Consider the following 14,589-nt stretch of genomic DNA (forward strand, 5'->3'; position numbering starts at 1 on the left):
TATAAACAGCTCGCTTATTGACCATGCTCCTAAGCGGACCGACATTACCGCTTATAAAATTCCGGCAAATGATATCGCGGCAGAATTGGGGAATCCCAAGGTAACCAATATGGTGGTTCTTGGCGCAATCATTGCCGCTGCCGGAACAGTGAAGGCCGAGTCAGTACGTAAGGCCTTTGCCAAAATATTTGCGAAAAAACCGCAGCTGTTTGCAATCAATGAAAAAGCAATTCAAAGCGGTATTGATTATATTTCCGGTAAGCGTTAAGTCAAAAAATGCTTTGGCTAAAATGCCAAAGCATTTTTTGTAAATTAGTATACGTCTGCCTTCACTTAGAAGAGAAGGATTCTTATTTTGTTTAGCGAACATAGTGTAATGTAAAATTCTAAATTTGAGGTGGTAGATTTAGGTGTCCGATGTCCTCATTGACATGGCCATGATAGAAGCAGTAACAAATGTCATTCCCTCCGCATTTCTAGCTGTGAATATCTCCGGCAGAATATCCCATGCATATATCTCCCGGCAGTCACCCAACGTACTGCAGCGCCTTATTGGCAAAAAATTCCATTGGGGAATCAATAGGGTATTCCACAGTACAACCGCCGATACTGTTCTTGAATATTACGAAAAATGTCTTCAATCTAAACAGCCTGTTGAAATAGCAAAATTAAAACATATAGATAGTCATGGATTACTAGAGTATTTAAACTGGCAATTTCTTTTTGTTCTTAGCTGTAACAGTGTTGTAATCTATGTCCGTAATATTACTGAAAGTGTATTAATTGAAGAAGAGTTTACGGATATATCGGAACAGTATGAATCGGTTAACCGTGAATTATATGAGGCTATGTCAAAATTGGATCTTCATTTAATGGATATCGAACAGGCACATAAAAAAATTGCCGCATTATATCGAGTAACGTCAATTGTACAAAAAACAGTAAATGAACAAGAGGTTTTGGAAGGAATTCTGGATGGTATTAATCGTGAGTTAGGATTTAACGATGTTGCTATTATGCTATTGGATGAATCCGGTAAAGCGTTAAAAGTTACTGCCTATCGTGGGTGCCAGGATATGAGTATACGAATTCCATTAGGAACAGGAATTGCTGGTCATTCGGTTTTAAGCCGGGAATTAATATATGTTGATGATGTCAGTAGAGACACGCAATATAATATGATGGATGAACCTGCCAATGGTAATAGTGAAGTTGCTGTCCCCTTGATCGTAGGCGATAAAGTGCTTGGTGTGTTAGATATTAGAACGGAAAATGCTCGAACGCTGCAGCCCTATGATCTTGATTTATTGCGTTCTCTGGCAAGTCATATTGCGATGACAATTGATCATGCTAATCACGTTTCTTATATTGAAAAGCAAGCAATAACCGATGGACTGACAAATTTATATAATCATTGCCACTTTCGGACAGTACTAGCTCAAGAAATTAAGCGAGCGAATCGCTATAATCGTCCATTAGCCATGCTGATGATTGATATTGATTATTTTAAGCATTATAATGATACTAATGGGCACTTAATGGGTGATGAGGCGTTAGCTACGGTTGCGGCTTTAATAAAAGAAAGCTGTCGTGATGTTGACGTTGTTGCCCGTTATGGCGGCGAGGAGTTTTCCATATTGCTGCCTGAGACCACAGTAGAAGAAGCCAAAGTGATAGCAGAAAGAATTCGCTTGTCAGTAGAGGCACATACATTTCCTAATGAAATAACTCAGCCTAATGGAAAGTTAACGATAAGTATCGGCGCAGCGGAATATCCTAAAAATGCCAAATCCCTGGTAGAGCTTATTGATTATGCGGATATGGCTTTATATCATGCAAAAAGCTCAAACCGTAACTGCATTTCTATTTACCATAGTTCATAAGTTTATTGCAATCTCCTGAAGACGTACCTTGCATTCCATACATAATAGTGAATATGTGGTGATGGAAAAATGTTGTCCCAACAAAATTCTGTTGATAATTTAAAATCTTTTTCATTGGCGGGAACTGAGCAGGAAATTAAATTTATTACTACTGTTCTCGATCTTCCGCCTCAGGCTGCAATTTTAGATTTATATTGCGGTTATGGCCGTCATGCTATTGAATTGGCGAAACGCGGCTACAATGTAATTGGCATGGATGCGACACAAGCTTTTTTAGATATGGCAAGTCAAAAAGCTCGCGAAGAAAACGTTAACATTGTTTTTCGTCAATGTGATATGCGAGAGTTAGACTATACGCGAAAGTTTCATGCCGTAATTAATATGTTTGCTGCATTCGGCTACTTTTCCGATAAAGAAAACCAAATGGTACTGCAGCGAATAGCCAATTCCTTAAAGGACGAAGGATTATTCCTTATTGATTTATTGAATCGGGATTGGATGGTCCGCAATAACCTGAATCGTTATTGGCGCGAGCCAAACGGCGATTGTGTCTTGTCTTATAAAGTGGAGTTAGTGCATGGCATTGCCACAATGAAACGGCAGCTTATAAATCAAATAACTGGCGCGAAGACGCAATATGAATTTACTTTACGAGCCTATTCTCTTACGGAAATGGCTTCTATTTTACAGCAAAGCGGTTTTCAAATCCAAACTACTTACGGTGGATTTGATAAACGAGAGTATGGTCCGGATACCCCGAGAATGATTATCGTGGCCACACGGCAATAAAAACACTGTTGAAAGGTTATAAAGCCGATTCAACAGTGTTTTTTGCACCATATCCGCTTCTTATGTCATAACATATACAAGAGATATAAAGGGGAGGATAGGATGCTGGTAAAAATTGGTGGCAGAAAACTATCATCAATACTGGGAAAAAGAGTTGGGCTTGCGCTAAGCGGGGGAGGAATTAGAGGTACAACACATATAGGCGTGCTAAAAGCTTTGACTGAAAATAATATTCCAATTGATATTATTTCAGGAACGAGTGCAGGAGCAATTGTAGCAGCGATGTATGCTTGCGGTTACACTCCACGGCAAATGCAGCAGATTGTTCATACTATTAAACCATCACAATTAATTGATCTAAAAATTACGGTAACTGATCTTTTTAAACACGGCGTAAAATGGTTTATGAGCGGGATGTTCCGTTTTTGGTCTGTATTACCAACAGGAATGATAAAAGGCGATAAAATTGAACAATTTTTTTCAGAGATATGGCATGAACATACCGTCCGGGATACGAAAATTCCAATTGCAATCACTGCTGTAGACATTAATTCAGCTGACACGGTGTTTTTTACTACACCGATTCCCGGCAGCCGGGAGATACTGAATGCCCGCTACTACCACAACACTCCGTTGACGGATGCAGTCCGCGCCAGCATTTCTATACCGGGGATTTTTTTCCCTAAAAAATACCGCAACATGACATTAGTGGACGGTGCAGTAAAAAACAATCTGCCTACTGACATTCTGCGCCACATGGGAGCGGATGTTGTTATCGCTGTTGATTTAGGCTATGCAGGACAGCCAAATTATGATATTAAAACTGTGGGAGAAATAGTAATACAATGTATTGAAGTTATGGGCCGCGAGGTGACTCTTCTAAAATCAGAACAATATGCCGATGTTATCGTTCGCCCCCCAATTTATGATATTGATTTTAAAGATATCAATCAGGCGGATCAATGTATAAAACGCGGTGAAAAAGCATTAAAAGAAAAATTAGCGGAAATAAAAAATTTATTATAAAAATTCCATTGTGTAAACGGCAGACTTTTCCTGGCCGGATTATGATTTTAAAAATTCAGCTATAAATTTTGTCGATTTCAACTTCCGATAATTTATAGTTATCGGAAGTTGAACGTAATTTTAAAAGGATTTTGCTAATTAAAGCCAGAATTATATGAGTAGCTGGATTGATTGCTATATTATACGAGGTGTTTCTTTATGACTATGGACAATAAAGATTTTGTTCTCCGTAAAAATGATTTTATCCAACAAAATAAAAAGCTTTCGGAAAAAAGTAAAAAACGAATGCAGAAATCCAAAGCCGAGAACACACTGCGTGCGTATGAAGCCGACTGGCTGGATTACTATGATTGGTGTTCCCACCATAATTATCAAGCACTGCCAGCCGAACCGGAAACGATCGTGAACTATATCAATGACCTGGCTGATAATGCCAGGGCGAATACTGTATCCAGACGATTAAGCGCTATTTCTGAAAACCATAAAGCTGCCGGTTATCAGAGCGATAATCCTTGTCGCAGTGGCCTTGTACGGAATGCACTGGATGCTATAAAACGGGAAAAAGGCACAATTCAGCAAGGAAAGACCCCCCTCCTACTGGAAGATTTACAAGAAATTGCTCCCTATTTTGATGATTCCGATATGATCGGAATGCGAGACAAAGCACTTATGCTCACTGGATTTATGGGGGCGTTTCGTCGTTCGGAGTTGGTTAAAATCAATGTTGAAGATTTAACATTTTCCCCTGAGGGCGTAACCATTTTAGTCCATCAATCCAAGGGAGATCAAGAAGGTCAAGGTGAATACGTTGCCATTCCCTGTAACTCCGATTCTACTGTGTGTGCTGTCGCTGCCTTGAAAAATTGGTTGCAGGCCGCTCAACTTAAATCAGGAGCGTTGTTTCGCCCTTTTAATAAATATAAGCAAATACGGGCAAGACGCTTGACAGATAAATCTGTAGCTCTCATTGTTAAAAAATATGCTTCACTAGCTGGCCGCAACGCCGAGAACTTTGCCGGTCATAGCCTGAGACGGGGCTTCGCCACCAGCGCTGCCCAACATGATGTTGACGAGCGCACTATTATGCAGCAAACACGCCATAAATCCGAAAAGATGGTTCGCAGATATATCGAACAAGGCAACTTGTTTAAGAATAATGCGTTAAATAAGATGTTTTAGAAAAACATTATTTCCATTTTATTTTATCAAATACAACCTCTTCCACCTCGTGAGTTTTAACACGGGTCATCAAATCAGCAACGGCTTCCCGCGGTGACTTTCCTTCGTATAAAGTAAGAAAAATTTGTTCAGTGATGGGCATTTCGATTTCAAGTTGTTTTGACAGCTCATAGGCGGCTTGGGTTGCTTTAATCCCTTCGACCACCATATTGCTTTCAGTTTCCACCTGTTGAACTGTTTTCCCCTGCGCCAGCAGTATTCCCGCCCGGCAATTCCGGCTGTGCCGACTAGTACATGTAACTATCAGATCGCCAACACCGGATAAACCGGCAAAAGTTAAAGGCTGAGCCCCCATAGCTATACCCAAGCGGGAAATTTCGGCAAGGCCTCTGGTCATCAAAGCAGCCTTGGTATTATCACCAAAGCCTAACCCTTCTATCATGCCGGCTCCTAAGGCAATAATATTTTTAAACGCCCCACCTAATTCCACTCCGATGATATCCGGATTGGTATAAACTCTAAAATACGGCAGCATGATTAAATCCTGGATTTTTTCGGCAACCCGGCGAACTGGCGAAGCAACAACAGTAGTCGTTGGAAATCGAAGCCCCACTTCTTCGGCATGACTGGGCCCTGAGAGAGCTGCAATCCGATCCGCCGAAGCGGGAATCGTCTCTGCTATGACCTGAGACATTCTTTTCAGTGTTGGGAGTTCCAGCCCCTTAGCAGCAGTAAGAATAAGCGCATCCTTTGCAACTGATTTTGCAATTTTCCCGGCTGTGGCCCGCACAGCCTGAGATGGCGTGGCAATAACAATTAGATGGGCATTGGCAACTGCTTCGTTGATATTTTCTGAATAGGATACAGTAATCGGCAAATTCACATCGGGTAAATATTGTTGATTTTGTCTGGCTTCCCGCATTTGCTTTACCAATGCTTCATTACGGGCCCATAATACAACATGTTCGTGCTGCTGACCCAAAACTCCGGCGATAGCAGTTCCCCAACTGCCAGCGCCAATCACAGCTAATTTCAAGTTATCATTTCTCCTTTTTGCCTTCCGGTTTGATAGCCGTGGTTTTAATTTTCAGTTCTTCACCTTTTATGAGCCGTTGTATATTCGGTTTATGACGGATGATCACAAATAAAGCAGCCAAAATACCAAATAATAAATACTCCGTTCTTTCACTAAATAACCACATAAGCAACGGCACCAAGGCAGCTGCGACAATAGATGCCAACGAAACATAACGTGTTAGAAATACAATAATTGCCCATACAATAAATACGATAACCGTTATTTTGGGAACAAGCACAGCGATTATACCCAGCCCGGTAGCTACACCCCGTCCGCCCTTAAATCCAAGAAATATTGACCAGTTATGTCCGGCAATGGCGGCAATTCCGCCGCACAATAAGGCGAAAGGCGTACCCAGGAGGAACTGCCCCACATAAACGCCGCCAATCCCTTTAGCAGCATCAGTGACAAATACCAGCAACGCCGGCCAAGATCCCAATATCCGGTACGCATTGGTAGCCCCAATATTTTTACTGCCAAACTGTCGCAGGTCAACCCCCCTTAGCGTCTTACCGATAACCAGCCCATTAGGAATGGAGCCAATAAGATAACTAATTAAAATAATTAACGCGTACATGTTCTCCCCCTTGATACAGCACTTATTCGTCTTCCTTACGTCCGCGCATGATAAGTTTGATTGGCGTTCCTTCCAATCCCAAATTTTCACGCAGTTTATTTTCTAAAAACCGCAGATAAGAAAAATGCATAATCTCAGGATCATTAACAAAAAGAATAAATGTAGGTGGTTTAACTTCCGGCTGCGTGGAAAAATAAATTTTTAACCGTTTACCACGACTTACCGGAGGAGGATTAATTGCTACCGCATCCTCAATGATTTGATTTAGAACACTGGTAGAAACTCGCAGTGAGTGCTGATCGGCCACATATTTTACTAATTCGGTTACACGATGTACTCGCTGACCGGTCAACGCCGACGTAAAGAGTACTGGTGCATATTGCATAAAGGCCAATTCATTACGGATCATCTCAGTAACGCGCAAAGATGTTTTGCTTTCTTTCGCTACTAAGTCCCATTTATTCACAACAATAATACAGCCTTTGCCGGCCTCATGGGCGTATCCGGCGATCTTTTTGTCCTGTTCCGTCACACCCTCAACCGCATCGAGAACGATCAGCACGACATCAGCCCGGTCAACGGCCCGCAGAGAGCGAATAACACTATATCGTTCTACCGGCCAATCAATTTTACCTTTTCGCCTCATGCCGGCAGTATCAATGAGTACATAAGGGACTCCGTCTTTGATAAAGTGTGTATCAATCGCATCCCTTGTTGTACCGGGAACAGCGCTGACTATAACCCTTTCCTTCCCAATAAGAGCATTAACTAATGATGATTTACCTACATTGGGACGACCAATCACAGCGATCTTAATTTGATCCGCCAGTTCATCAAGTACTGTTTCCTGCGGTAGACATTCAATCACTTTATCCAAGAGATCACCAATATTCAACAAATTAGCCGCAGAAATGGGAATCGGATCCCCTAAACCTAACTTATAAAATTCATAAATTTCATTGGCGTCTTTCATGCTGTCTACTTTATTTACTGCCAGAACAACCGGTTTGCGAGTACTGCGTAAAATGGCAGCGACCTCTTGATCAGAAGAAGTCAGTCCGGCTTTTGCATCGACAACAAGCAGGACGGCATCCGCTTCTTCAATAGCTAATTTAGCCTGATGGCGCATGGCGGTCAAAATATGATCCGCCGTCTCCAGTTCAATTCCCCCGGTATCCACTATGGTAAAATTCCGGCCTAACCATTCAGCATCCATATAGATTCTATCCCGGGTTACTCCCGGGATATCTTCGACTATGGACACTCTTTTTTTACCAATATGATTAAAGAGTGTTGATTTACCCACATTAGGGCGACCAACAATAGCAAGAATCGGTTTGCTCATAACATCACCTATACCCCTTTATTCTCCTATTTTTAAAAAAAGCAAAACGTAAAAACGTAGGATTATGGTTGCCATGCGCTAAGCAACTGCCGCAAATCCTGCGCATTATAGGCAATACGAACGGAAACATCAAGCTGCTGCGCCAGTTGATCGGGTGTTGTATTATCCAAAAAAACGATTTCACCTTTGCGGAGAGCCACACCGGGAATAATGACTCCGGTACGGGGACCGATCAAAGATTGCAAAGTATGTAAAATATCCTGCCCGGTCAGCAAACCGGTTACCGTGATAGTTGAACCAAAAAAGCAGTTAACTACCGGAACGATTCGAATCATTAGATTGGGAATTTTTAACTTTGACAACAACGGCTGCAAAATTTTTTCGGCAGAAGTCCCGCAAATAACATCAATATAATGGGGTTGTTTATATTCGAAACTCGCTGCTGAGCTACTCCGCTCCCACTCATCTAAGAAATTGCGCACCATTCCGATGCCATTTTCCAATTGGGGAAAATCATCATACATTACCGTATCCGGTATCAATAAATTAGCGGCTAAATAAAATTCATCAGCTAAATAAGCAAAAGATTTACCCGCTTCCTGCCGATACTTTTTCTGCATATCTGTAATCATTTCAACCACTTGGGCAGCTTCAGCCGGTTCAAATCCCTGCAGGTGATGACAGTTCTCCCGATAACGGCTTAAGCCTACGGGAACCACAGCCGTTGATAAAATATTCGGGTGCAGTTTATACAAATCATCAATAGTCTGCTTTAATTGCTCGCCATCATTAATACCCGGACACAATACGATCTGGGTATGAAATTCAATGCCATAATCAATTAATTCTTTCAGTTGACGTAAAATCTTATCGGCGTTTTTATTGCCTAACATTTTTTGACGCAGGGATCCATTGGTAGTATGCACCGAAACATACAACGGAGATAAGTGAAACCGTCGAATCCGGTCAATGTCCTGGGGAACAAGGTTGGTTAATGTTATAAAGTTTCCATACAAAAATGAAAGCCGGTAGTCGTCATCTTTCACATACAAGCTTTTTCGCATATTGGGTGCCATTTGGTCGACAAAACAAAAAATACATTGGTTGGCACAGCAACGAACCCCATCAAACACAGCGCTTTCAAATTCCAGCCCTATGTCCTCATCGTATTCCTTTTCAATTTCCAGGATTTCCTGTTCATCATTGACTTTTTTAATCAATAACTCTATATGATCATCGGCAAAGGCAAAACTCAAATCAACGATATCTTTTACTACTTGTCCATTTACTGTTATAATCTGATCACCTGGCTGAATTCCAAGTTCCCAGGCGATACTATCCGGCAATACACGGGAAATTACGCCGCAACCTGTCAATACTCTCACCTCGTTTCTACATATTCATTATGTCGGCTGTATTTTCCTGCAAACAAAGAAAGAGTGATGGGAAAAAGCATCACTCTTTCTTGCGGTAGCGGCATATGTTACTGTTTGTCCTCTTCCTCCTGGTTTTTCCCATCACCCTTTGTTGTTTTACTTCTCGGTCCAAAAAAATTGGTAAACTCAGTAGTCGCAAATTGTTTAAGCTTAGCCCTCGCTTCTTTGAAGCTGCCTGTACTTAAGAATAAAAATCCGGTTACTCCAACAACAAGCAAAATTAAAATCCAGCCAATCGACTTACTGGCACCGGAAAAGCCAGCAGCGGCAGTTCCCAAGCCAGTTGCACCATTAGTCGTACCGGCAGCCGCCGCGTTTTTACCAATTATGGATGGCACAATGTCGGCAAATAAGGCAATCCCCCGTTCGGCTGATTGGCGGTCATTGGTGTGCGAACCTACTTCCAGCAACATAGAGCGGGGAAATAAATCCTGGTTGTAATCACCGCCCTTGGCGAAAAAAATCCCTTTTATCAGCCCGGGATGCTGATTATCCGCTGCAGCTTTAATCTGTAATGCATAATCTTCAATTTGCTTGCCAGTTGCTCCATATTTTCCTACAACCAGCTGAACTTTGGTGACATCTTGTCCGTTAATAGTCGTTTTATATACTTCGGGCGGTGTAGAATCACGATGCACATCAAAAATAGCGTCAGGATTCTGTTTTAGCAAGTCCACCGCCGTACGGCGTGAGCGTTCATACGCCATATCATCATGAGGATCATGTTTGGCAGTAGAATGAACGACTTCCATTCCTTTGGCCTGCAGCGCAGTAGTAAAGGCATCGCCGACTTTATAAATTCCGCCGGCACCATAGACACTTTCTTGGCCGTCAGTCGGAACATAAGATTCATCAGAATGAGTATGATAGATCGCTACTTTGCCATTTGTCTGGGCTTGAGCACTACGGATTTCAAGGAATTGCTTTCCCCATCCATGGTAATTCATTCGGCCATACTGCGCTAAGTTTACTTCACCGATAAAGACAGCGTGAGCAGTATCACCTTCGATACTTTTTACTTCATATCTTTTATTATTCTCGGTAAGGCACTGATCACCTGCCTGGACCTTCCAACCGGTCAAATATACCACGTTGCCTGCTTCATCGACAATGCTATAATACCCTCCATCGCTTCGTTCGTGCGCATATCCGCCGATACAAATAAAGCAACTTAACACGAATACAATCATCGTTGCAGTAATCCTAGTCACGTTGTTCACCTCTACCGCTTCGTTCTTCTTCTGCAGGTGAATCTACTTCCTTGGATTCAGTTGTATGTTCAATCGCTTGCTTTTTATAGCGATTTTGGCCAGTAATATCTTTGCTAAATTCATACAGGCCTTCCGGACGATTCGGTCCAAGAATCGGTCCACCCTGTATTTTTTCTCTTGTTTCACCTACCAGTTCGGCAACCATAACTGCTACGATCCCGGCAATAATCACCACGTCAAACGCTCCGGCGCCACCAATGTCGGTAGTTCCCGGGATACCCAGACGCATAATCGTAATCATGTGCACTATATCACTCAATACAATACCCAGAACACCGCCGACAAAAGCGCTGCGCCGGGAACGTCCGGCCAAATAGGCTATAAGACCGGCCGAAATACCATAAATTAATTTAGGATCAAGGAACATATTTTCCGGTTCATAGGGCAAGTATCGCGAACCTAAGGATACGGCAGCAGCAACTAATACTACAGCGATAACAGCCCTAACTTTTTCAAAAGTTTCATCTGCCTTACCAATAAGCCAGATAGCAAGCAATGATGGTAATAAGGCGCCACCTACGTTAACACTTACTTCTACCGGACTTGACATTATTGGGATATCAATAAAAGTACCAATAATGATGGCGCCGATAAACAATAAGGCTTGTTTATCTGTCAGACGCATCCTGTCAAGGATCCTATGGGCTATGCCAAAATAAACTAGTACTCCAATCACCAATAGAAGAATCATTCCTATTGGCATATTCATACATTTCACCTCTTATGATATGACTTCATAGTATACTGAAGCTTATTTTGTCCGCTAGCCCATTGTTTCATACAAGAAAAGCACGGTATTTAACCGTGCCAGCCTCGCGAAGCATATTTTGTTAGATCAATATTTCGACTGGTCAACCATTCTTTGGTTTTGCCGCTAATAACCAAAGGTACTGTAGACAACTGAGCAATGCTGGTTGCACCCATTAATAACATAAACCGTTTTATATCGGTTAATAAAAGCTGAAACCACTCCAGCGTACCTTCCATTCCCAAGGAATGCAGCGATCTAAGAATCGGATTAGCCATTCCTACAGCCGCAGCACCTAAAGATAAGGATTTTACGATTTCCAGTGGAGTTCGTATGCCGCCAGACACAATTAAATCCGTATTCTGAGGCGTTAAACAGGAAGAAACTTCAATCGCGCTAATCGCTGTGGGAATTCCCCAATGTAACGTTTCAGGTGTTAATTGCGTACAGCTTCGGGCAGCTTCAATTGCTAAAAAATTTGTTCCCCCGGCTCCCCCGACATCAATGGCTTTGACGCCTGTCATCGCAATTTGGTAAGCCTGTTCCTTGGCTATACCGCAGCCAACTTCTTTGACAATAACCGGCACATCAACCTCACGGACAATTCTGGCAATATTATCCAGATAGCCGGAAAAATTCCGGTCTCCTTCCGGCATAAACATCTCCTGAGCAACATTCAGATGTATTTGAATGGCCCGGGCGCCGATCATGTCTATCGCACGCTTTGCCTGTTCAGAAGTCGCATGTGCCCCTAAATTGGCAAATACGATACCATCAGGATTTACTTGGTTGACTATGGTATAAGAATGCCACACCTCCGGATTTTCCAAGGCGGCAAATTGAGAGCCTACTGCCATAACCGAACCGCTTAACCGAGCAAACTCCGCTAATTGGGCGTTGAAAGGCTGAACATCTGCACCACCGCCGGTAATGGCATTAAGAATTACTGGATGCGGCAATGATATGCCGGCAACTGATGTGGAAACATCAATATCAGCCCAGGATATATCCGGTAGACAGTTATGAATCAGTGAAATATCATCAAACCCAGTGACAACCGGCCCGTCTTTTAGCAGCAAAGCATATTTCAAATGATCCAGCTTGCGTGATTGACGCATAATGAATCCTCAATCCTCACGCTTAAATAAATGACCAAACTTCTCACCCAAGGTAACATGAATTTCATGATGATCATCTAAATAAGATTGAAATTCACTGCGTTCGGCATCCTGCTGGGCTTGTGAAATGCTAAGGCCAATTCGTTTATTTGATTTGTCAATATCTGTAATTTTAACTTTTACTTCTTGGCCTGCCTTTACTACTTCTTCCGTATTTGTCACTCGGTGATCTGCCAGTTCAGAAAGATGCACCAATCCTTCCACACCGGGACAAATTTCCACAAAAGCACCGAATTTAGCAGTTTTACTTACTTTTCCTGTTACAATCATGCCGACGGCAAACTGCTCTATCTTGTCAAGCCAGGGATCACGTTCGGCATATTTCAAGCTTAAAGAAATTCTCTTTTTTTCCGGATCAACTTTTAGTACTTGTACAGTCACTTCATCACCCACACTGACCACATCGGAGGGTGACTTCACTCGCTGCCAGGACATATCGGAGATATGTACTAAACCATCGACACCGCCAATATCAATAAAGGCACCAAAATTAGTAATACGTCTGACAATACCTTTTATGATTTGTTTTTCAGCTAAAGTGGCATAAACTTCTGCTTCTCGCTGTTGACGTTGCGCTTGCAGCAGCAATTTGCGAGAAAGTACAATCCGTTTTTTGCCTTGATCAATTTCCAGCGGAATGAATTCCAATTTCTGTCCAACATAGGAGGATAAATCTTCCACAAATCGCAATTCAACATGTGAAGCCGGCACAAAAGCCCGCTGGTCAAAAACTGCAACCAACAAGCCTCCTTTGATTACTTCCAGCACCGTACCTTCTATTGGCTGTTGATTCTCCAAGGCAGCCGCAAGTTTCTCCCAAGCTGCTATTTCTTCTGCCTTTACCTTGGATAATTTAATAATTCCCTCGGCAGAATCCGCATCCTCTACCAATACATCAATGGTTTGTCCAACGCTAACGATATCTGCCGCATTTTCAGGAACTGGATAAGCCAATTCGGCCAGTGGAATAACCCCCTCTCCTTTATAACCAATATCAACGAAAATCTCATCTTGTCTAACGTCTACAATTGTACCTTTTACTACCATTCCTGCTTCCAATTTTGTAATATCTTGTTTTATTATTTGGTCAAATTCTGCCATTTTGCGATATACCTCCTCAATGATCCAGTCAGGTGTTGAAGCCCCGGCGGTAATTCCTACCGTATCGACTCCTTGAAAATCCTGCTGGTCTAGCTCTTCTGCTGTTTCTATAAGGAAAACCTTACCACCGGCTTGTCGGCATAGATCGGCAAGCCGGCTGGTATTAGCACTGTTTTTTCCACCTACCACGATCATCGCATCTACCTCGGCCGCCAATTGAACGGCAGACTGTTGTCTGATTTCGGTAGCAGTACAGATGGTTTTATTAATTTTGAGATCTTCTGTTTTTGTTTTTAAAATAGCGGTAATCTCTGTAAATAGTTTTCCGGCAAATGTTGTCTGCGATACAACTCCCAGGCGAGGATAGCAAGAAAGGGCCTGAGCCTGCTCCGGCGTTTCTACTACTAAAGCCTGATTATGAGTCCACGCAACGATACTTTTTATCTCCGGATGATGTGCCTCACCGACAACAACGACAGTATAGCCATCCTTCAAAAGCTGCTGAGCTGCTTGCTGCGCTTTTTTGACATGGGGACAAGTGGCATCAATAATTTTAATTCCATTTTTCTCTGCCGCAGCGTAGACTTGTGGTCCTACTCCATGCGAGCGAATAATGATCGTTCCATCGGAAACTTCAGCTACATCCTTTACTGCCCGTATTCCCTGTTCCTCCAGCTTTTTAACGAATTGAGGATTATGGATGATGGGTCCAAGTGTATAGTGTTTTCCCTCACAGCCAATGCAATTCCGGGCCATTTCCACTGCGCGTTTCACACCATAACAAAATCCTCGGTGTTCTGCTAATAAGATTTTCATGTAAGCCCCCCGCTTTTTAGAATATCTATAGTATTCGCATACAGTGAATACTATTCCTTTTTTTATGAAGGAATGACCGTGATTATTTAGTCTCACCCAGCAGCAGCACAAAAAAAGAGAGCCATAAGACTCTCTTTTAAAGCAAGTCAAGATTTTGTCGGT

General features: G+C 42.4%; 13 protein-coding genes. 5 read left to right on the top strand and 8 right to left on the bottom strand.

Features of this window, described 5'->3' with window-relative positions; genetic code table 11:
• The 5 genes from ABFC84_10260 to ABFC84_10280 all read left to right on the top strand — a co-directional run.
• The coding region (locus ABFC84_10260) for a 2-oxoacid:acceptor oxidoreductase family protein (GenBank protein MEN6413121.1) at positions 1 to 268 on the top strand (268 nt) is incomplete at its 5' end.
• Positions 269 to 431: 163 nt separating this feature from the next.
• Positions 432 to 1,883, top strand: coding sequence for a sensor domain-containing diguanylate cyclase (locus ABFC84_10265; GenBank protein ID MEN6413122.1), 1,452 nt, complete (start codon positions 432 to 434; stop codon positions 1,881 to 1,883).
• 69 nt (positions 1,884 to 1,952) lie between these two features.
• A complete protein-coding gene (locus tag ABFC84_10270; protein ID MEN6413123.1) occupies positions 1,953 to 2,672 on the top strand; it encodes a class I SAM-dependent methyltransferase in 720 nt (239 codons plus the stop codon).
• Between the two features lie 102 nt (positions 2,673 to 2,774).
• Positions 2,775 to 3,698 (top strand): patatin-like phospholipase family protein, encoded by a 924-nt coding sequence (locus tag ABFC84_10275; protein ID MEN6413124.1) that lies wholly within the window; start codon positions 2,775 to 2,777, stop codon positions 3,696 to 3,698.
• Positions 3,699 to 3,896: 198 nt separating this feature from the next.
• Positions 3,897 to 4,877, top strand: coding sequence for a site-specific integrase (locus ABFC84_10280; GenBank protein MEN6413125.1), 981 nt, complete (start codon positions 3,897 to 3,899; stop codon positions 4,875 to 4,877).
• 7 nt (positions 4,878 to 4,884) lie between these two features.
• Here ABFC84_10280 and ABFC84_10285 read toward each other — a convergent pair whose 3' ends face one another.
• From ABFC84_10285 to ABFC84_10320, 8 genes are all read right to left on the bottom strand, one after another.
• Complete coding sequence (locus ABFC84_10285) at positions 4,885 to 5,913, bottom strand: NAD(P)H-dependent glycerol-3-phosphate dehydrogenase (GenBank protein ID MEN6413126.1); 1,029 nt, start codon at positions 5,911 to 5,913, stop codon at positions 4,885 to 4,887.
• A 4-nt stretch (positions 5,914 to 5,917) separates the two neighbouring features.
• Positions 5,918 to 6,532 (bottom strand): glycerol-3-phosphate 1-O-acyltransferase PlsY, encoded by a 615-nt coding sequence (gene plsY / locus ABFC84_10290; protein MEN6413127.1) that lies wholly within the window; start codon positions 6,530 to 6,532, stop codon positions 5,918 to 5,920.
• Between the two features lie 22 nt (positions 6,533 to 6,554).
• Positions 6,555 to 7,877, bottom strand: a complete 1,323-nt coding sequence (gene der / locus ABFC84_10295; protein MEN6413128.1) for a ribosome biogenesis GTPase Der — start codon at positions 7,875 to 7,877, stop codon at positions 6,555 to 6,557.
• Positions 7,878 to 7,939: 62 nt separating this feature from the next.
• Positions 7,940 to 9,262, bottom strand: a complete 1,323-nt coding sequence (locus tag ABFC84_10300) for a DUF512 domain-containing protein (protein MEN6413129.1) — start codon at positions 9,260 to 9,262, stop codon at positions 7,940 to 7,942.
• A 98-nt stretch (positions 9,263 to 9,360) separates the two neighbouring features.
• Entirely contained in the window at positions 9,361 to 10,524 is a 1,164-nt protein-coding gene (spoIIP, locus tag ABFC84_10305) for a stage II sporulation protein P (protein ID MEN6413130.1), read from the bottom strand.
• A complete protein-coding gene (locus ABFC84_10310; GenBank protein MEN6413131.1) occupies positions 10,517 to 11,293 on the bottom strand; it encodes a DUF1614 domain-containing protein in 777 nt (258 codons plus the stop codon). Before ABFC84_10310 ends, spoIIP begins: the two co-directional genes overlap by 8 nt.
• Before the next feature lie 89 nt (positions 11,294 to 11,382).
• Positions 11,383 to 12,450, bottom strand: coding sequence for a type 2 isopentenyl-diphosphate Delta-isomerase (gene fni, locus ABFC84_10315; protein ID MEN6413132.1), 1,068 nt, complete (start codon positions 12,448 to 12,450; stop codon positions 11,383 to 11,385).
• Between the two features lie 9 nt (positions 12,451 to 12,459).
• Complete coding sequence (locus ABFC84_10320; protein ID MEN6413133.1) at positions 12,460 to 14,427, bottom strand: bifunctional 4-hydroxy-3-methylbut-2-enyl diphosphate reductase/30S ribosomal protein S1; 1,968 nt, start codon at positions 14,425 to 14,427, stop codon at positions 12,460 to 12,462.
• Positions 14,428 to 14,589: the final 162 nt, after the last annotated feature.

The organism is Veillonellales bacterium (assembly GCA_039680175.1).
GTDB lineage: Bacteria > Bacillota > Negativicutes > JAAYSF01 > JAAYSF01 > JBDKTO01.

Excerpts from the sequence above, each read along its gene's own strand:
- ABFC84_10265 (MEN6413122.1), top strand. The coding sequence starts at position 432 with ATGGCCATGATAGAAGCAGTAACAAATGTCATTCCCTCCGCATTTCTA.
- ABFC84_10270 (MEN6413123.1), top strand. The coding sequence starts at position 1,953 with ATGTTGTCCCAACAAAATTCTGTTGATAATTTAAAATCTTTTTCATTG.
- ABFC84_10275 (MEN6413124.1), top strand. The coding sequence starts at position 2,775 with ATGCTGGTAAAAATTGGTGGCAGAAAACTATCATCAATACTGGGAAAA.
- ABFC84_10280 (MEN6413125.1), top strand. The coding sequence starts at position 3,897 with ATGACTATGGACAATAAAGATTTTGTTCTCCGTAAAAATGATTTTATC.
- plsY (MEN6413127.1), bottom strand. The coding sequence starts at position 6,532 with ATGTACGCGTTAATTATTTTAATTAGTTATCTTATTGGCTCCATTCCT.
- der (MEN6413128.1), bottom strand. The coding sequence starts at position 7,877 with ATGAGCAAACCGATTCTTGCTATTGTTGGTCGCCCTAATGTGGGTAAA.
- ABFC84_10310 (MEN6413131.1), bottom strand. The coding sequence starts at position 11,293 with ATGAATATGCCAATAGGAATGATTCTTCTATTGGTGATTGGAGTACTA.
- fni (MEN6413132.1), bottom strand. The coding sequence starts at position 12,450 with ATGCGTCAATCACGCAAGCTGGATCATTTGAAATATGCTTTGCTGCTA.
- ABFC84_10320 (MEN6413133.1), bottom strand. The coding sequence starts at position 14,427 with ATGAAAATCTTATTAGCAGAACACCGAGGATTTTGTTATGGTGTGAAA.